Annotated in this window: 15 protein-coding genes; 7 read left to right on the top strand and 8 right to left on the bottom strand. The window is 71.8% G+C overall.

Annotation, left to right across the window (positions count from 1 at the left end; genetic code table 11):
* The first annotated feature begins 8 nt into the window (after nt 1–8).
* On the top strand, nt 9–1,562 hold the full coding sequence (locus IPZ69_RS25185; protein ID WP_235456696.1) for a glycoside hydrolase family 3 protein: 1,554 nt from the start codon (nt 9–11) through the stop codon (nt 1,560–1,562).
* A 69-nt stretch (nt 1,563–1,631) separates the two neighbouring features.
* Here IPZ69_RS25185 and nagB read toward each other — a convergent pair whose 3' ends face one another.
* Nucleotides 1,632–2,417: a glucosamine-6-phosphate deaminase gene (gene nagB / locus IPZ69_RS25180; RefSeq protein ID WP_235456694.1), complete on the bottom strand. Its 786-nt coding sequence runs from the start codon at nt 2,415–2,417 to the stop codon at nt 1,632–1,634.
* Between the two features lie 236 nt (nt 2,418–2,653).
* On the opposite strand from nagB, the gene IPZ69_RS25175 reads away from it, so the two are divergent.
* Both IPZ69_RS25175 and IPZ69_RS25170 read left to right on the top strand, forming a co-directional pair.
* Nucleotides 2,654–3,724: an SIS domain-containing protein gene (locus tag IPZ69_RS25175; protein WP_235456692.1), complete on the top strand. Its 1,071-nt coding sequence runs from the start codon at nt 2,654–2,656 to the stop codon at nt 3,722–3,724.
* 388 nt (nt 3,725–4,112) lie between these two features.
* Entirely contained in the window at nt 4,113–5,579 is a 1,467-nt protein-coding gene (locus tag IPZ69_RS25170; protein WP_235456760.1) for a sensor histidine kinase, read from the top strand.
* Nucleotides 5,580–5,801: 222 nt separating this feature from the next.
* Here the strand turns inward: IPZ69_RS25170 and IPZ69_RS25165 are convergent, their stop codons facing one another.
* Nucleotides 5,802–6,059 carry a WhiB family transcriptional regulator gene (locus IPZ69_RS25165; RefSeq protein WP_016639615.1) on the bottom strand — a complete coding sequence of 86 codons (258 nt, stop codon included), beginning with the start codon at nt 6,057–6,059 and terminating at the stop codon, nt 5,802–5,804.
* Between the two features lie 318 nt (nt 6,060–6,377).
* Complete coding sequence (locus tag IPZ69_RS25160) at nt 6,378–7,346, bottom strand: diacylglycerol/lipid kinase family protein (RefSeq protein ID WP_235456690.1); 969 nt, start codon at nt 7,344–7,346, stop codon at nt 6,378–6,380.
* A gap of 116 nt (nt 7,347–7,462) precedes the next feature.
* On the opposite strand from IPZ69_RS25160, the gene IPZ69_RS25155 reads away from it, so the two are divergent.
* Complete coding sequence (locus IPZ69_RS25155; RefSeq protein ID WP_235456687.1) at nt 7,463–7,924, top strand: hypothetical protein; 462 nt, start codon at nt 7,463–7,465, stop codon at nt 7,922–7,924.
* A gap of 48 nt (nt 7,925–7,972) precedes the next feature.
* Here IPZ69_RS25155 and IPZ69_RS25150 read toward each other — a convergent pair whose 3' ends face one another.
* The 3 genes from IPZ69_RS25150 to IPZ69_RS25140 all read right to left on the bottom strand — a co-directional run bounded on the left by IPZ69_RS25150 (nt 7,973) and on the right by IPZ69_RS25140 (nt 10,062).
* Nucleotides 7,973–9,109, bottom strand: coding sequence for an RNA polymerase sigma factor SigF (locus IPZ69_RS25150; RefSeq protein WP_235456685.1), 1,137 nt, complete (start codon nt 9,107–9,109; stop codon nt 7,973–7,975).
* Between the two features lie 17 nt (nt 9,110–9,126).
* Nucleotides 9,127–9,540 carry an anti-sigma regulatory factor gene (locus IPZ69_RS25145; protein WP_161069408.1) on the bottom strand — a complete coding sequence of 138 codons (414 nt, stop codon included), beginning with the start codon at nt 9,538–9,540 and terminating at the stop codon, nt 9,127–9,129.
* A gap of 261 nt (nt 9,541–9,801) precedes the next feature.
* The gene (locus IPZ69_RS25140; protein ID WP_235456682.1) at nt 9,802–10,062 is read right to left on the bottom strand and encodes a UBP-type zinc finger domain-containing protein; all 261 of its coding nucleotides are present in this window, start codon (nt 10,060–10,062) and stop codon (nt 9,802–9,804) included.
* 65 nt (nt 10,063–10,127) lie between these two features.
* On the opposite strand from IPZ69_RS25140, the gene IPZ69_RS25135 reads away from it, so the two are divergent.
* On the top strand, nt 10,128–11,723 hold the full coding sequence (locus tag IPZ69_RS25135) for a Na+/H+ antiporter (protein ID WP_235456681.1): 1,596 nt from the start codon (nt 10,128–10,130) through the stop codon (nt 11,721–11,723).
* Between the two features lie 18 nt (nt 11,724–11,741).
* Here the strand turns inward: IPZ69_RS25135 and IPZ69_RS25130 are convergent, their stop codons facing one another.
* Nucleotides 11,742–12,641, bottom strand: coding sequence for a 1-aminocyclopropane-1-carboxylate deaminase/D-cysteine desulfhydrase (locus IPZ69_RS25130; protein WP_235456680.1), 900 nt, complete (start codon nt 12,639–12,641; stop codon nt 11,742–11,744).
* Between the two features lie 13 nt (nt 12,642–12,654).
* Complete coding sequence (locus IPZ69_RS25125; protein ID WP_235456679.1) at nt 12,655–13,245, bottom strand: N-acetylmuramoyl-L-alanine amidase; 591 nt, start codon at nt 13,243–13,245, stop codon at nt 12,655–12,657.
* A gap of 305 nt (nt 13,246–13,550) precedes the next feature.
* On the opposite strand from IPZ69_RS25125, the gene IPZ69_RS25120 reads away from it, so the two are divergent.
* Together IPZ69_RS25120 and IPZ69_RS25115 are read left to right on the top strand one after the other, a co-directional pair.
* Nucleotides 13,551–14,957, top strand: coding sequence for a family 2B encapsulin nanocompartment shell protein (locus IPZ69_RS25120; RefSeq protein WP_235456678.1), 1,407 nt, complete (start codon nt 13,551–13,553; stop codon nt 14,955–14,957).
* Between the two features lie 367 nt (nt 14,958–15,324).
* On the top strand, nt 15,325–16,521 hold the full coding sequence (locus IPZ69_RS25115; protein WP_374293867.1) for a family 2 encapsulin nanocompartment cargo protein polyprenyl transferase: 1,197 nt from the start codon (nt 15,325–15,327) through the stop codon (nt 16,519–16,521).
* Nucleotides 16,522–16,729 lie beyond the last annotated feature (208 nt).

The following is a 16,729-nucleotide window of genomic DNA, read 5'->3' as shown; positions in this document are numbered from 1 at the left end:
GCCACCCGATGACGACACTCGCCAGCGGCACCGACACCCTGACGCGCGACGCCCTCACCGTCCTCCAGCCCGGCTTCACCGGCACCACGGCCCCCGACTGGCTGCTGCGCCGGCTCGGCGAGGGCCTCGCCTCCGTGGGCCTGTTCGGCCGCAACATCGCCTCCCCGGAACAACTGGCCGCCCTGACCGCACAGTTGCGCACCGAGCGGGACGACGTCCTGGTCGCGATCGACGAGGAGGGAGGAGACGTCACGCGCCTGGAGGTGCGCACGGGCTCCAGCTTCCCCGGCAACCACGCCCTCGGCGCGGTCGACGACACCGCGCTGACCAGGGACGTGGCCCGCGAACTCGGCCGTCGCCTCGCGGCCTGCGGCGTGAACCTCAACTGGGCCCCGTCGGCGGACGTGAACTCCAACCCCGCCAACCCGGTCATCGGCGTACGGTCCTTCGGCGCCGACACCGACCTGGTCGCCCGGCACACCGCCGCCTACGTCACCGGCCTCCAGTCGGCCGGCGTGGCGGCCTGCACCAAGCACTTCCCCGGGCACGGGGACACCGCCGTCGACTCGCACCACGCGCTGCCCCGCATCGACGCGGCGGCCGCGCTGCTGGACGCCCGCGAACTCGTGCCCTTCCGCGCGGCGATCGCCGCCGGCACCCGGGCCGTGATGAGCGCCCACATCCTGGTCCCGGCGCTGGACCCGGACCGCCCCGCGACCCTCTCCCGCCGGATCCTCACCGACCTGCTGCGCGGCGAGCTCGGCTACGCCGGGCTGATCGTCACCGACGGCATGGAGATGCAGGCCATCGCCGCCACCTACGGCATCGAACGCGGCAGCGTCCTCGCCATCGCGGCCGGCGCCGACGCCATCTGCGTGGGCGGCGGCCTCGCGGACGACGAGACGGTGCGCCGGCTGCGCGACGCCCTGGTCCTGGCCGTACGCGCGGGCGAACTCCCCGAGGAGCGCCTGGCGGACGCGGCGCAGCGCGTCCGGGAGCTGGCGCGCTGGACGGCACAGGCGGCGAAGACCGCGAAGGACGACACGGTTCGCCCGGGTGCGTCGGCGGTCGTGGGCGAGGGCCAGGGCGAGGCCGGCCGGAACGGAAGTGCCGTACGGGCCGGCGTCGGGCTGATCGCCGCGCGGCGGGCGCTGCGGGTGACGTACGCAGAGTCGTACGAGCCGTCGGCCGCGGCGCCGTACGTCGCCGCCTTCACCCCCCTCGCGAACATCGCCGTCGGGGACGAGACCCCGTGGGGTGTCGCCGCCGAGCTGGCCCGTCTGCTGCCCGGCACGGAGACCGGCAGCTTCGCGGGGGAGACGGCGGGGGCACAGGCGCTGGCCGCGGCCGGGGACCGCCGGGTGGTGGCCGTCGTCCGCGACGAGCACCGGCACCCCTGGATGGCGGCGGCCCTGGACACCCTCCTCGCGGCCCGCCCGGACACGATCGTGGTCGAGATGGGCGTGCCCCGGTCCACGCCCCGAGGCGCCCTGCACATCGCCACCCACGGCGCGGCCCGGGTCTGCGGCCGTGCGGCGGCGGAGGTCATCGCGGGTCGCTGACCCCGAGCCCGTACGACGAGGGCGCCGGACTCCCTGGGGGAGCCGGCGCCCTCGGACGTGCCGGGACCGTCAGATCCCCTGCCACTGCGGCTTGTTGACGTACGCGTGCCGGAAGTAGTCCGCCAGCTTCAGCTTGGAGGCGGCCGCCTCGTCGACGACCACGGTGGCGTGCGGGTGGAGCTGCAGCGCCGAGGCGGGGCACACCGCGGCGACCGGCCCCTCGACGGTCGCGGCGACCGCGTCCGCCTTGCCCTCCCCGGTGGCCAGCAGCACCAGGTGCCGTGCCTCCAGGATCGTGCCTATGCCCTGAGTGATGACGTGGTGCGGCACCTGCTCGATGTCCCCGTCGAAGAAGCGCGCGTTGTCGACGCGGGTCTGCTCGGTCAGCGTCTTGATCCGCGTGCGCGAGGCCAGCGAGGAGCAGGGCTCGTTGAACCCGATGTGCCCGTCGGTGCCGATCCCGAGCAGCTGCAGGTCCACGCCGCCGGCCTCGGTCAGCGCCCGGTCGTACGCCTCGCACGCCGCCCGCACGTCCTCGGCCGCGCCGTCCGGACCCAGGAACGCGTCCATCGTGATCCCGAGCGGCTCCAGCACCTCCCGCGCGAGCACCGAACGGTACGACTCCGGATGGTCGGCGGGCAGTCCCACGTACTCGTCGAGCTGTGCGATCCGGGCCCGCGAGGTGTCCACGTCGCCGGCGCGCACCTTCGCCGTCAGCGCCCGGTAGATGGGCAGCGGCGTGGAGCCGGTGGCCACGCCGAGCAGGGCGTCGGGCTTGCGCCGGAGCAACTCCGCCATGGCCTCGGCGATCAGCTCGCCGCCCGCGGTGGCATCCGGAACGATGACAACTTCCACGCTGGGCCTGCCGTTCTGAAGAGGGCTGGAACGTCTATGTGGTTTAGACCAATCTAACATCCACCCCGCACGCACGCCGCCCTTGTTCGGGGAGTGGAATGGGATCCGTCAGCGCCCCGTCCCCGACCCGTCGCCACCTCGTCGTCGACCCGTCACCGGCCTGCCGGCGACCGTCAGTGACCACCGGCGACGATCGGCGAGCCGCCAGTGACCCGCCTGCCCCGGGAGGAACCACGATGACCGCCACCACCTCGGATTCCGCCGACGAGCGTCCGGGCCGGATCATGGCCCGCGAGATGGCCGAACAGCCCGCCGTGCTCCGCCGGATCCTGGACGAGGGGGCCCCGGCCGTCCGGCAGGTGGCCCAGGAGATCGCCGCCCGCCGCCCCCGCTTCGTGCTGCTCACCGCCCGCGGCACCTCCGACAACGCGGCCCTGTACGCCAAGTACCTGCTGGAAATCCGCCTCGGCCTGCCCTGCGGCCTCACGTCCATGTCGACCACCACGGCCTACGGCGCCCGCCCCGACCTGACCGACGTGCTCGTCATCACCGTCAGCCAGTCCGGCGGCTCCCCGGACCTGGTCGCCTCCACCCGGGCCGCCCGCGAGGCCGGCGCGATCACCCTCGCCGTGACCAACAACGCCGACTCCCCGCTGGCCGGCGTCTCCGAGTACCACATCGACATCCTGGCCGGTCCCGAGCGGGCCCTGCCCGCCACCAAGACCTACACGGCCTCGCTCCTCGCGCTCTACCTCTTCGTCGAGGGCCTGCGCGGCGGTGACGGCGCCGCCGCGAAGGTGCTGCCCGACCTCGCCGGGCAGCTGCTCGCCCGGCACGCCGAGGTGCGCGCCCTGGCCGCCCGCTACCGCTTCGCCGAGCGCATGGTCATCACCTCGCGCGGCTACGGCTACCCCACCGCCAAGGAGGCCGCCCTCAAACTGATGGAGACCAGCTACATCCCCGCCCTGTCCTACTCCGGCGCCGACCTCCTGCACGGCCCCCTCGCCATGGTCGACAACGTCTCCCCGGTCATCGCGGTCGTCACGGACGGCAAGGGCGGCGAGGCCCTCCGGCCCGTCCTCGACCGGCTGCGCGGCCGGGGCGCCGACCTGGTCGTCGTCGGACCCGCTCATCAGGTCGAGCAGGCCTCGGCCGGCTTCGTCCTGCCCACCGACGGGGTCGCCGAGGAGCTCCAGCCGGTCCTGGAGATCATCCCCCTCCAGCTGCTCGCCTACGAGGTCACCATCGCCCGCGGCCAGGACCCGGACGCCCCCCGCGCCCTGGCCAAGGTGACGGAGACCCGCTGAGCGGACACCCCGCCAGCCGAAAAGAATCGGTGGCGGTGGCGGAAATTGCCATCATGATCCGACCCCGTTCGTAACCCGGGCGGGCTAGGCTGCGGATCGCCAAGTGTGAACATCCTCCAACACGTGGACACACCCCATGGTCTAGTCCACAATGCGAGAGGACGACTTCCGTCTTCCCCGCACAGGAAGGCGGACCGAGGACCCGGTGCTCTCTGCCCTGACTGCCCCGGTTCCTCACCATTCGGCCGGTCGGGACCGCACACCCCGCGGCCGAAACTGCTCCGGGCTGCGGTGCCGGGAGGGCTGAGGGTCCCTCCCAGGCGCCGCGGCCCGCGGGTGTTTTTCGGCCATCCACATCTGCCCGGGTACGCTCGCACACGTGCCCTCCATGAACGAACTCGTACGCCAGCACACCGCTCTGGGCGACTCCGACCTGGAGTGGCTGCATCTGCTGGTCTCGGAGTGGCAGCTGCTCTCCGACCTCTCCTTCGCCGACCTGGTCCTGTGGGTCCCCACCCGCGACGGCACGCGGTACGTCTCGGTCGCCCAGATGCGGCCCAACACCGGCCCCACCTCCTACCAGGACGACATGGTCGGCCACCTGGTCCCGCGTGGCCGGCGCCCCATGCTGGACGCGGCGCTCGACGAGGGCCGGATCGTGCGCGAGGGCGACCCGGAGTGGCGCGAGGAGGTCCCCGTACGGGTCGAGTCGATCCCCGTACGACGTGAGGGGCGCGTCCTCGGCGTCATCGCCCGCAACACCAACCTGCTCACCGTCCGGACCCCGAGCCGCCTGGAGCTGACCTACCTCCAGAGCGCCTCCGACCTGGCGCAGATGATCGCGGCCGGCTCCTTCCCGTTCCCCGACCAGCAGGTCGACATGGACGCCTCGCCGCGCGTCGGCGACGGCCTGATCCGGCTCGACGCGGACGGCACCGTCCAGTACGCCTCGCCGAACGCCCTGTCCGCCTACCACCGCCTCGGCCTCGCCTCCGACCTGGTCGGCCACCACTTGGGCGCGACCACCGCCGAACTCGCCCCGACCCGGGGGCCGGTGGACGAGGCGCTGGCCAAGGTCGCCAGCGGCTGGGCGCCCCGTGAGTTCGAGATCGAGGGGAACGACGGGGTCATCCAGTTCCGGGCCATCCCGCTCAAGCCCAAGGGGACCCGGATCGGCTCGCTGGTGCTGCTCCGGGACGTCACCGAACTGCGGCGCCGCGAACGCGAGTTGATCACCAAGGACGCGACCATCCGGGAGATCCACCACCGGGTGAAGAACAACCTCCAGACGGTCGCGGCCCTGCTCCGCCTCCAGGCGCGGCGCATCGAGTCCGACCGGGGCCGGGAGGCCCTGGAGGAGGCCGTCCGGCGTGTCGGCTCGATCGCCATCGTGCACGAGACGCTGTCGCAGAACCTGGACGAGCGCGTGGAGTTCGACGAGATCGCCGACCGTGTGCTCGCGATGGTCGCCGAGATCTCGCCGGGCAAGGTCACCGGCCGACGCACCGGCCGCTTCGGGATACTCGACGCCGAGGTCGCGACCCCGCTGTCGATGGTCCTGACCGAAATCCTGCAGAACGCCCTCGAACACGGCTTCCGGGAGGGCGACACCGGCACGGTCGAGGTCGCGGCGGTCCGCGGCGGCACCACCAAGGAGGCCCGCCTCCTCGTCACCGTCCAGGACGACGGCGTCGGTCTGCCCGAGGGATTCGACCCGCAGACCGCCGGCAACCTCGGCCTGCAGATCGTACGAACCCTGGTCGAGGGCGAGTTGGGCGGAACGTTCGACATGGTCCCGGCGCCCGGGCGCGGGACACGGGTGATCCTGGACATTCCGGTCCGGTCGCACAAGTAGGGACATCTCCCGGCGAACACCGAGCGGACATCGACGAGTTCGCGAGCGGAACTCGTCCGAACAGCAAAGAGCCTCGGACCTTGATCAGGTCCGAGGCCAGTGCTCGTTGCTGCTCTTCTACTACTAAGCGCATCGGGGTACTGCGCGCTGCGGCTCGGGGGCGGGAGATGCGTACTCGCTGTACGCGCCGCCAAGCTCAGGCTGTCAGCAGGGGTGGGAGTGTCAGGCGGAAGCCTGACGAGCCCGGTTGCGGGCGGCGCGGCGCTTCATGGCGCGGCGCTCGTCCTCGCTGAGACCACCCCAGACGCCCGAGTCCTGACCGGACTCGAGCGCCCACTGCAGGCACTGCTCCATGACGGGGCAGCGACGGCAGACGGCCTTGGCTTCCTCGATCTGCAGCAGCGCAGGACCGGTGTTGCCGATGGGGAAGAAGAGCTCGGGGTCTTCCTCGCGGCAAACGGCGTTGTGACGCCAGTCCATGGCTGCTACCTCTCCTTGGTATTACGTGCGGGTTGCTTGTGAATGTGAACGCTTTCACGAATCCCTCAACAAGTGAAGGGTCCATTGCCAGGTTCGCCGGCGATGGCCTGGGTTTGAAGAGGGGTTCTGGTGATCAGTGGAGGCCGGTGTTGCGGGCCGTCCCGATCGCCACGTAGAGACTCGCAAACCTCAGCGGCGGATACAACCCCTTCCGGAAAGTTTTTTTTGATTCCTCGGTGTCGACTGGGTCACAGCCGTACTTCCATGGGGTGGATCCTGGCCTAAACGTTCGAGTGAAAGGACTTTTGCCTGTTCCACTCACACAATCACACGCAGTGCGCGGCGTACGCCTGTGAACGTCACGCTCGTACGCAGCCCGAGGTGGTCTCCGTCCATCTGGAGAGGCAGTGGCACCTTCGAATGCAAGGTGAAGCGGTCCAGGTCGTGCAGGGAGGTGGCATGCCTGCCGTGAGGTCCACGCTCGGGGGACGAAGTGAGCAACTGGGTGCCATACCGGGCAACCGCGGCCGTGGACAGGCGGCTGAGACCGAGTACGTCGAGTCCCTTATCGAACGAGGCCTTAGGTGACGTGTACATCGGGCGATTGCCGAGATACGTCCAGGGCGAGGTGTTCGAGACTATGGCGACCACAAGATCGGCGATCGGGTCCTCGCCGGGTTGTTCGAGCGTGATCGAGCCGTGCCGGCGGTGCTGCTCGCCAAGGAACTGCCGGACAACCTGACGTACGTACAAGGCGTGCGTGGATTTCTTGCCGTGCTCGCGCTGCTGCTCGACCCGGCCGACGACACCGGCGTCGAAGCCGAGACCGGCGTTGAAGGTGAACCAGCGAGCCGGAACCGCCTCGTCCTCGGTGCCGGGCGTACCGGAGGTGAGCCCGAGGCCGACGACGCGCTCGCGCTGCTCGCGCAGGGCGTCCAGCAGGGCGCCGGTCGCCTCCACGGGATCGTTGGGCAGGCCCAGTGCGCGGGCGAAGACATTGGTGGAGCCGCCGGGGACCACGGCGAGGCCGGGGAGGCGCTCGGGGTCGGGGCCGTTGTGCAGCAGTCCGTTGACGACCTCGTTGACCGTGCCGTCACCGCCGAGGGCGACCACCAGATCTATGTCGTCACTCTCCGCCGCCTGTCGGCCCAGGTCGCGCGCGTGGCCGCGGTACTCGGTGGTGACCGCCTCCAGCTTCATCTCGCTCGCCAGGGCGTGGATCAGGACGTCGCGCCTACGTGCGCTTGTGGTGGTTGCCGCCGGATTGACCACGAGAAGTGCACGCATGGATTGCAGCGTACCTACTGGGGGGTACCCGGCCCATACCGAGGTAGGGATCCGGTAAGAGATGGGGGCGTGAGCCTGGACACTCGGGCGCCCGGGGCGAGGGCTACGCTTCTGGGGTGAGCAGCGAGCAGACCCCCGTATCCGACTCCGCGCGAGCCGATGGCCCCCGTCCGCGCCGCCTGACGTACGCGGCCGCGCTGGCCGCGCTGGAGGGGCTCGCGCTGCTGGTCGGCGGCGGATGGGTGCTCGTCCTCGGTCTCACCGGTGACCCCGACGACCGGCAGCAGGCCGTCACTCTGGGCATCACGCTGATCGTCCTGGCCCTGCTTCCCCTGCTCGCCGCGCGCGGGTTGCTGCGGCGCCGCAGCTGGAGCCGGGGCCCGGCCGTGATCACCCAGATCATGGCCCTTCCCGTCGCCTACAGCCTCCTGCAGGCCGACAGCCTCGCGATCCCGGCCGGCATCGCCCTCGCCGTGGTCGCGGTCACGTCCCTGGTCCTCCTGGTGAACCCGGCCACGACCGCGGCCCTCGGCATCCGGGGCCCGGGACGCACGGAGGCGGAGGAACCGAAGCGCTAGCCCGCGGCGCTTCGGAGCGCCGGTCCGTGACGTCTGTCGGCCGTGGGCCTACTCCTCCACCAGCAGCTTCTCCCGGAGCTGGGCCAGGGTGCGGGCCAGCAGGCGGGAGACGTGCATCTGGGAGATGCCGACCTCCTGCGCGATCTGGGACTGGGTCATGTTGCCGAAGAAGCGCAGGAGCAGGATGCGCTTCTCGCGCGGCGGGAGGTCCTCGAGGAGCGGCTTGAGGGACTCGCGGTACTCCACGCCCTCCAGCGCCTCGTCCTCGGCGCCGAGGGTGTCGGCGACCGCCGGGGACTCGTCGTCGGTGTCCGGGACGTCCAGGGACAGGGTGGAGTAGGCGTTCGCCGACTCCAGGCCCTCCAGGACCTCCTCCTCCGAGATGGCGAGCTTCTCGGCGAGTTCGTGGACGGTGGGGGAGCGCCCGTGCTGCTGGGAGAGCTCGGCCGTCGCCGTGGTCAGGGCGAGGCGCAGCTCCTGCAGACGGCGCGGGACGCGGACGGCCCAGCCCTTGTCACGGAAGTGGCGCTTGATCTCGCCGACGACCGTCGGGGTGGCGTACGTGGAGAACTCCACGCCGCGGTCGGGGTCGAACCGGTCCACCGACTTGATCAGGCCGATGGTGGCGACCTGGGTCAGGTCGTCGAGGGGCTCGCCGCGGTTGCGGAAGCGGCGCGCGAGGTGCTCGACGAGCGGCAGATGCATGCGGACCAGCTGGTTGCGCAGCTCCGCGTACTCGGGGCTGCCGTCCTTCAGGCTGCGCAGCTCGACGAACATCGCGCGCGCTCCGCTGCGGTCCTGAGGATCGTGGTGCGTGCCCTGCGCGGCCTCCGCGCCCGGCGCGTCGTCCTCGGAGTTTCGCTCGTGCTCGCTCATCGTCCCGCCCGTCGCCCTTCGCCGAGCCGCCGCCTCCGCTCGGCCGGGGGACACGGCCCCGCCCCGTCGTGCCGGAGGCCCGCTCTGCACGCCACCTTTCCGATCCCGCTGCCCGTCGTCCGGGAAGCCGGCCTGCGCGGAGTCGTCCTCCGGGTGCGGCCGGGCCTGCTCGGGGATGGCGTCGATGCCGTCCGTCATGCGTCGGGAACCGCCCGTGGGGTTGTTCGCCAAGCTCTCGCCTCCGCTCGGGCAGGGGACGCCCCCGTCCTCGACCGGCAGCTCCCGTGTGCCGCGCTCTTCGTCCCGCACCGGTCCGTCCCCGTTCCTCACGCCGGCCCGGGTCCCGCGCCGCGCTGTTTGTAGAGGCTGATCGACACGGTCTTGTCCTCGTCGACGGCCGACGAGACCTTGCCCGCCAGGGCCGACAGCACGGTCCAGGCGAAGGTGTCGCGCGAGGGCGCGTGGCCGTCGGTCGTCGGGGCCGACACCGTGACTTCCAGCGAGTCGTCGACGAGGCGGAAGACGCAGCTCAGCACCGAGCCGGACACGGCCTGCTGGAGCAGGATCGCGCAGGCCTCGTCCACCGCGATGCGCAGATCCTCGATCTCGTCCAGGGTGAAGTCCAAGCGGGCGGCGAGACCGGCCGTGGCCGTCCGCAGCACCGACAGGTAGGCACCCGCAGCCGGCAGCCGGACTTCCACGAAGTCCTGGGTCGCGGGCTCGCCTGCGATCTGGGACACCCTCACCTCCATGGTGGTACAAGCTTTACGGGGCCGAGGGTTGCCCCCCGGGGTAACGCGATACGTGGTACAGCGGTGACGCTATCGCGCTCCGAACTTTTCTGTCCCCGGGACCCCAACCCCCTGGCGTCACTCACAGTAAACCTGTGGATACGCTCCGTGTCTAGGGGTCTGCGGGCCCAATTGGGAAGAGCGCGCGCCGGTTTGACGTACCCAGACGTCAGACCGTCGAATCGTCGCAACCGGCCGCCGCATGCAGTGTCACACGAGTACGTGGTCGACGAAGCACCACCGCCAGCTCTCACCGGGTTCGAAGGTTCGCATCACGGGATGACCGGACTGCGTGTGATGCTCCGTCGCGTGCCGTCCCGGCGAGGAGTCGCAGCAGCCGACGTGGCCGCAGGACAGACACAGCCGCAGCTGCACCGGGTGCGTGCCGTTCACGAGACATTCCGGGCAGGTCTCGTGCAGCGGCTCGGGTTCGGGGTGCGGCAGCGCGTCGGCGTGCGTGCACTGTTTCATGATTGCCAGGTTACGACGGGCGCGCGGGTGGTCGCGCGAAAGCGGAGAACGAGGGCGGGCGAGACATGGACGTGATGCCGCTGCTGTTGCTGGTGGCGGGCAGTGCGGTGGTCGCCGCGGCGGCCCGGCGCACACCGGTGCCGGCGCCGCTGCTGCTGGTCGCGGCGGGACTGGTGGTCTCGTACGTCCCCGGGATCCCGGACTACACCCTCGACCCGGACGTCGTCCTGCCGCTCCTGCTGCCCCCGCTGCTGTACACCTCCGCCACCGACAGCTCGTACCTCGACCTGCGGGCGCAGCTGCGGCCCGTGGCGCTGCTGTCGGTCGGGTACGTGCTCTTCGCGACCTTCGTCGTCGGCTGGGCCGTCTACCGGCTCGTGCCGGGGATGCCGCTGACCGCCGCGCTGGTGCTGGGCGCGGTGGTGGCGCCGCCGGACGCGGTGGCGGCGACGGCGGTCGCCCGCCGGGTGGGGCTGCCGTCCCGCATCACGACCATCCTCCAGGGCGAGTCCCTGCTGAACGACGCCACCGCGATCACCGCCTACAAGGTGGCCCTCCTCGCCGCCCTCGGCGAGAGCGCCACCTGGGCCGGCGGCATCACCGAGTTCCTGCTCGCGGCCGTCGGTGGCGTGGGCATCGGCCTGGTCCTGATGGCCCCCATCCACTGGCTGCGCACGCACCTGAAGGAGCCGCTGCTCCAGAACACGCTCTCGCTGCTCATCCCGTTCGTGGCGTACGGCGTCGCCGAGCAGGTGCACGCCTCCGGCGTCCTCGCGGTCGTGGTCGTGGCCCTCTACCTCGGCCACCGCGCGTGGGAGGTCGACTTCGCCACCCGCCTGCAGGAGGAGGCGGTGTGGCGGATGGTCGCCTTCGTCCTGGAGTCGGCGGTGTTCGCGCTCATCGGGCTGCAGCTGCCGTTCGTCCTCAAGGGCCTCGGGGAGTACCGGGGCGCCGACGCCGCCTGGTACGCGGTGGTCCTCTTCCTGGTGGTGGTCGCGGCCCGGTTCGTCTGGGTCTATCCGGCGGCCTTCCTCCCCCGCCTGCTGTCGGCGCGGGTCAGGAAACGCGAGGAGAACCCGACCTGGAAGGGCGCGATGGTCACCGCGTGGGCCGGGATGCGCGGTGTGGTCTCGCTGGCCATCGCCTTCTCGATCCCGGTCACGATGCACGGCGGCGCCCCCTTCCCGCAGCGCAACCTGATCCTCTTCCTGACGTTCACGACGGTGATCGGGACGCTGGTCGTGCAGGGACTGACCCTGCCCCCGCTGATCCGGCTGCTGAAGTTTCCCGGACGCGACCAGCAGGCCGAGACGCTCGCGGAGGCCAACGCCCAGGCGCAGGCCTCCCGGGCCGCCGAGCAGCGCCTCGACGAGCTCCTCGCCGACGAGCGCAACGCCCTGCCCCCGCCCCTCGCCGACCGCCTCCGCAGCGTCCTGGAGCGCCGCCGCAACGCCGTCTGGGAGCGGCTCGGCCAGGTCAACCCGGTCACCGGGGAGACGGTCGACGACACCTACCGCCGGCTGTCCCGCGACATGATCAGCGCCGAACGCGAGGTGTTCGTCAGACTCCGCGACCACCGCTACATCGACGACGAGATGCTGAGGACGCTGCTGCGCCGACTGGACCTGGAGGAGGCGGCCGCGTACCGGGAGGCCACCTAGCCAGGACCGGTCCGGGGGCTACACCTCCGGGAACGGTCGGCCGGTGACCACCGCCGCGAGCGTCGTGCCGCGCGGGAAGGCGCCCTCGTCCGCGAGAGCCACAAGTCCGTACAGCAACTTGGCGACATAGAGACGTTCGACGGGTACGCCGTGCCGGTGTTCGAAGTCCGCGGCGAAGGCGTCGAGTTCGGGGGTGGTGCGGGCGTAGCCGCCGAAGTGGAAGCGGTCGTCGAGGGACCAGGCGCCGCGGCGGGCGCCGAAGGCGCGCTCCTGCAGCGCCTCGACCTCGGCGGTCAGGAAGCCGCCCTTGAGGACCGGTATGCCCAGGGCGCGCTGCTCGGGGGCGAGCCCGGCGGCCAGCCCGGCGAGCGTGCCGCCGGTGCCGCAGGCGACGGCGACGACATCGGCCCGGCCGCGCAGTTCCGCGCCCAGTGCCCGGCAGCCGCGGACCGCCTCGGCGTTGCTGCCGCCCTCCGGGACGACGTACGCGTCCTCGGCCCCGGCCGCCCGCAGGACGGCGCGCAGGGTCTCCGGTTCGGCCTTGCGGCGATACGTCGCCCTGTCGATGAAGCGCAGCCGCATGCCGTCGGCCGCGCACCGGGCCAGGGAGGGGTTCAGGGGGCGGTCGGCCAGTTCCTGGCCGCGGACCACGCCCACCGTGGGCAGGCCCAGGAGCCGGCCCGCGGCGGCCGTGGCCCGCAGGTGGTTGGAGTACGCCCCGCCGAAGGTGACCAGCCCGCGCCCCGCCGCCGCCTCGATGTTCGGCACCAGCTTGCGCCACTTGTTGCCGATCAGCTCCGGGTGGATCAGGTCGTCCCGCTTGAGCAGGAGCCGGACGCCGTGCCGCGCGAAACGGTCGTCGGCCGCCTCCCGCAGCGGGGAGGGCAGCCGGGGGCGGAGGTCGTCCGTACTGGTCACGCCCCCATTGTCGTCACTTCAGGTGGTCGCGGACCCGCTCCCGGAGCCAGGCCATCGTGAACCCGCGCGGATCCACCTTCCCGGGCTGCCACTCCAGGTGCCCGATGACCGAGCGTTCCGTCCACCCGTGGTGCCGGCAGACGGCCGCGGCCGCCTTCGCGACGGCCTCCAGCTGGGCCTCGGGCCAGGGGTCCTCGCCGTCGCCGAGGTTCTCGCACTCGAAGCCGTAGAAGTGCCGGTTGCCGTCGGTGTTCGCCTCGTTGTCGTGCGGCAGCGCCTTCTCGGCGATCACCGCGCGCAGCACGTCGTCGTCGCCCAGTCCGGCGTGGTTGGCACGGCCGTAGCCCACGAGGTGGACCGTGCCGTCCTTGGTGACCACGCCGTGGCACAGCGGCCCCGGCAGGTCTTCGAAGCCGTCGCGGCAGATCTCCACGGTCCGTTCGCTTCCCCGGGTCACGGTGTGGTGGATCATCACGCCGTGCACGGGACCCCACGGGCCCTTGTGGTTGCGGTTGTGGTGCCGCCAGTCGCCGACCTCGACGACGCAGACGTCCTCCGCTCTCAGAGCGTCCAGAAATCCGCTCGCGGACATGGGTGAGGCCATGGATGCCTCCTTCGCGCTGTGCTCTACGGCCACCGGTCGCGGCCGCCTCGTACCGGTGCTTCTACCGAAACCGGACGTCCTGGAATACATCGTTCGCACGGTGTGCGAGCCGATCCGGACACGTTGGGGCGCGCCCCGCCCCTCGTCGGCCGGTGGACAGAGTCCCTCTGTCTGCCCAGTCGTACGATGATCCATTCCCGCTCTTTTGGGTAATGGCACGAGCACTTTCCGTGATGGAAGCTGGCTCGTGAGACCGATGCGCTGCGTATACGGGCGTCGGCGTATGACCGGGAGGGCGTTTCTCTATGTCGGTAGGCGAAGAGGTCCACGCGGAGCAGGCCAAGCCCCAGCAGAGTCTGGACACGGCGGCCGCGCGGAACCTGGCCACCACCACCAAGTCCGCACCCCAGATGCAGGAGATCAGCTCCCGCTGGCTGCTGCGGACGCTGCCCTGGGTGAACGTGCAGGGCGGCACGTACCGGGTGAACCGGCGACTGACGTACGCGGTCGGCGACGGCCGCATCACCTTCGTGAAGACCGGCGACCGCGTCGAGGTGATTCCCGCCGAGCTGGGCGAGATGCCGGCCCTGCGGTCGTACGAGGACGGGGAGGTGCTCAAGGAGCTGGCCCAGCGCTGCCGCAAGCGGGAGTTCGGGCCGGGCCAGCTGCTCGCCTCCTTCGGCAGCCAGGCCGACGAGGTGTTCCTGCTGGCCCACGGCAGGGTCGAGAAGATCGGCACGGGTCCGTACGGCGACGACGCCGTCCTCGGTGTCCTCGCCGACGGGGCGTACTTCGGCGAGCAGGCGCTCCTCGACCCGGACGCCATCTGGGAGTACACGGCCCGCGCGGACACGGCCTGCACCGTGCTGATCCTGTCCCGCCAGGACTTCGAGCAGATCGCCGAGCGCTCGGAATCGCTCCGCGAGCATCTGCGCCGGCTCCGCGCGATCCCGGAGCAGCGCACCAACAAGTACGGGGAGAAGGCGGTCGACCTCGCGGCCGGCCACAGCGGCGAGCCGGAGATCCCGCACACCTTCGTGGACTACGAGGCCCAGCCCCGCGAGTACGAGCTGAGCATCGCCCAGACCGTACTGCGCATCCACACGCGCGTGGCCGACCTCTACAACCAGCCGATGAACCAGACCGAGCAGCAGCTCAGGCTCACGGTCGAGGCGTTGAAGGAACGCCAGGAGCACGAGCTCATCAACAACGCCGACTTCGGACTGCTGAACAGCTGCGAGTACGACCAGCGGCTGCAGCCGCACGACGGCGTGCCCAGCCCGGACGACATGGACGAGCTGCTCAGCCGTCGGCGCAGCACCAAGCTGTTCCTCGCCCACCCGCGCGCGATCTCCGCGTTCGGCCGCGAGCTCAACAAGCGCGGACTCGTGCCGGAGAGCGTCGACATGGGCGGCAACCGCATCCCGACCTGGCGCGGCGTGCCGATCTACCCGTGCAACAAGATCCCGGTCACCCCGGAGCGCACGACGTCGATCATTGCGCTGCGCACGGGCGAGGAGGACCAGGGCGTCATCGGGCTGCGGCAGGCGGGCATCCCGGACGAGATCGAGCCGAGCCTGTCCGTCCGCTTCATGGGCATCAACGAACAGGCCATCATCAACTACCTGGTGACCGCCTACTACTCGGCGGCGGTGCTGGTGCCCGACGCGCTCGGCGTCCTGGAGAACGTCGAGATCGGCCGCTGGAGGTGACGTTTCCGCACTTCGCGGCCGTGTCCCCGCCCCTCGGGGCGGGTAGGTCCCCGTGGTACGCGCCGAGCCGGAGCGCAAGCGCCACCGTCCGCGGACACCGCGAGGGGGACCCATGGCCGAGCACCTGACGAAAACGAAGCAGCGCCCAGCGGAGCCGCCGGAGACGTCCCGGCATGCCGGACCCACCGGGCCCGCGGGGGAGGGCGCCCCCGGCTCGCCGGACGGGCAGGGGGAGCTGATCGCTCCGATCGACGGGCGGGGGGTCTCGGCTGGTCTGGTTGATGGGCGGGAGGCACCGGCCGGTTCTTTCGACGGGCGGGCGTCCTCGGCCGGTCCGTTCGACGGACGGGCGGCCACGGTCGGCCCCTTGGACGGGACGGAGGCCACGGTCGGCTCCGTCGGCGGGCGGGAGGTCGCGGCAGGCCCATTCGACGGGCGGGGGGTCTCGGGCGGTCCTTCCGGGGGGTCAGGACCGTTCGGTGCGCGGGAGGTTTCGGGCGGCGGTCCCTTTGGCGGGTGGGAGGCCGGCGGCGGGGCGTTCGAGGGGCATGAGGCGGGGGTGATTCTGGAGCGGGCCCGGGTGGCCGTTGATCCCGAACTACGCGCGGCGATCGAGTCGTTGCCCGGCTCGATGCGGCGGGTCGCTCTCTACCACTTCGGGTGGCAGCACGCGGACGGCAGCCCGGCGGCGGGTAACGCCGGCAAGGCGATCCGGCCCGCGCTCGTTCTCTCCGCGGCCGCCGCGCTGGGCGGCCCGGGAGCGTCGGCGTCGGCCGTACGGGCGGCCGCGGCCGTGGAGTTGGTGCACAACTTCACGCTGCTGCACGACGACGTGATGGACCGGGACACCTCGCGCCGGCATCGCCCCACGGCGTGGACCGTGTTCGGCGACGCCGATGCGATCCTCGGCGGGGACGCCCTCCAGGCGCTGGCCCTCAGGCTGCTGGCCGAGGACCCGCACCCGGCGTCCGGGGCGGCCGCCGCGCGGCTCGCGGACTGTGTCGTCGAGCTGTGCGCCGGCCAGCACGCCGACACGGCCATGGAGAAGCGGGCCCCCGCCGAGGTCACCCTCGACGAGGTGCTGGCCATGGCCGAGGCCAAGACCGGCGCGCTCCTCGGCTGCGCCTGCGCGCTCGGCGGCCTGTACGCGGGCGCGAGCGAGGACGAGGTGGCGGCACTGGACGGCTTCGGCCGCCAGGCCGGACTCGCCTTCCAGTTGATCGACGACGTCATCGGTATATGGGGCGACCCCAGCCGCACCGGCAAACCGGCCGGCGCGGACCTCGCCGCCCGCAAGAAGTCGCTGCCGGTGGTCGCGGCCCTCGTCTCCGGCAGTCCGGCGGCCGTCGAACTGGCCGAGCTGTACGGCCGGCCCTACGAGGAGAAGGACCTGGAACGCACGGCACTGGCCGTCGAACGGGCGGGCGGCCGGGACTGGGCGCAGGCCCAGGCGGCCGACCGGATGGCCCGGGCCATGCAGGAACTGGCCCGGGCGGTTCCGGACCCGGAGTCGGCGGGCGGGTTGCTCGCCCTGGCCGAGTTCGTCACGCGGCGCAGCAGCTGAAACGGCGCTCCGCGTCCGTACCAGACCCACGGAGCGCGGCGGTGACCGCGCCCGCGAAAGCCCCGGAGCCTCCGGGGCCGTGCGGCTCCTGACCCCGCACGGTCGTCCGGGGGCTCCGGCCCGGCGGGCCCCGCACATCCCCACGGCGTGCGGGACCCGCCGCATCGACGTGATCCGCGGGGCGGGCCCTCGTAGGGCCTGTCGTCAA

The organism is Streptomyces olivochromogenes, assembly GCF_021538895.1.
GTDB classification, from domain to species: domain Bacteria; phylum Actinomycetota; class Actinomycetes; order Streptomycetales; family Streptomycetaceae; genus Streptomyces; species Streptomyces olivochromogenes_A.
This window is presented reverse-complemented; position numbering and strand designations above follow the sequence as displayed.

Bases quoted from the DNA above. Each gene is read 5' to 3' on its own strand.
- IPZ69_RS25185 (WP_235456696.1), top strand. From the start codon at position 9: ATGACGACACTCGCCAGCGGCACCGACACCCTGACGCGCGACGCCCTC.
- IPZ69_RS25175 (WP_235456692.1), top strand. From the start codon at position 2,654: ATGACCGCCACCACCTCGGATTCCGCCGACGAGCGTCCGGGCCGGATC.
- IPZ69_RS25170 (WP_235456760.1), top strand. From the start codon at position 4,113: ATGAACGAACTCGTACGCCAGCACACCGCTCTGGGCGACTCCGACCTG.
- IPZ69_RS25165 (WP_016639615.1), bottom strand. From the start codon at position 6,059: ATGGACTGGCGTCACAACGCCGTTTGCCGCGAGGAAGACCCCGAGCTC.
- IPZ69_RS25160 (WP_235456690.1), bottom strand. From the start codon at position 7,346: ATGCGTGCACTTCTCGTGGTCAATCCGGCGGCAACCACCACAAGCGCA.
- IPZ69_RS25140 (WP_235456682.1), bottom strand. From the start codon at position 10,062: ATGAAACAGTGCACGCACGCCGACGCGCTGCCGCACCCCGAACCCGAG.
- IPZ69_RS25135 (WP_235456681.1), top strand. From the start codon at position 10,128: ATGGACGTGATGCCGCTGCTGTTGCTGGTGGCGGGCAGTGCGGTGGTC.
- IPZ69_RS25125 (WP_235456679.1), bottom strand. From the start codon at position 13,245: ATGGCCTCACCCATGTCCGCGAGCGGATTTCTGGACGCTCTGAGAGCG.
- IPZ69_RS25120 (WP_235456678.1), top strand. From the start codon at position 13,551: ATGTCGGTAGGCGAAGAGGTCCACGCGGAGCAGGCCAAGCCCCAGCAG.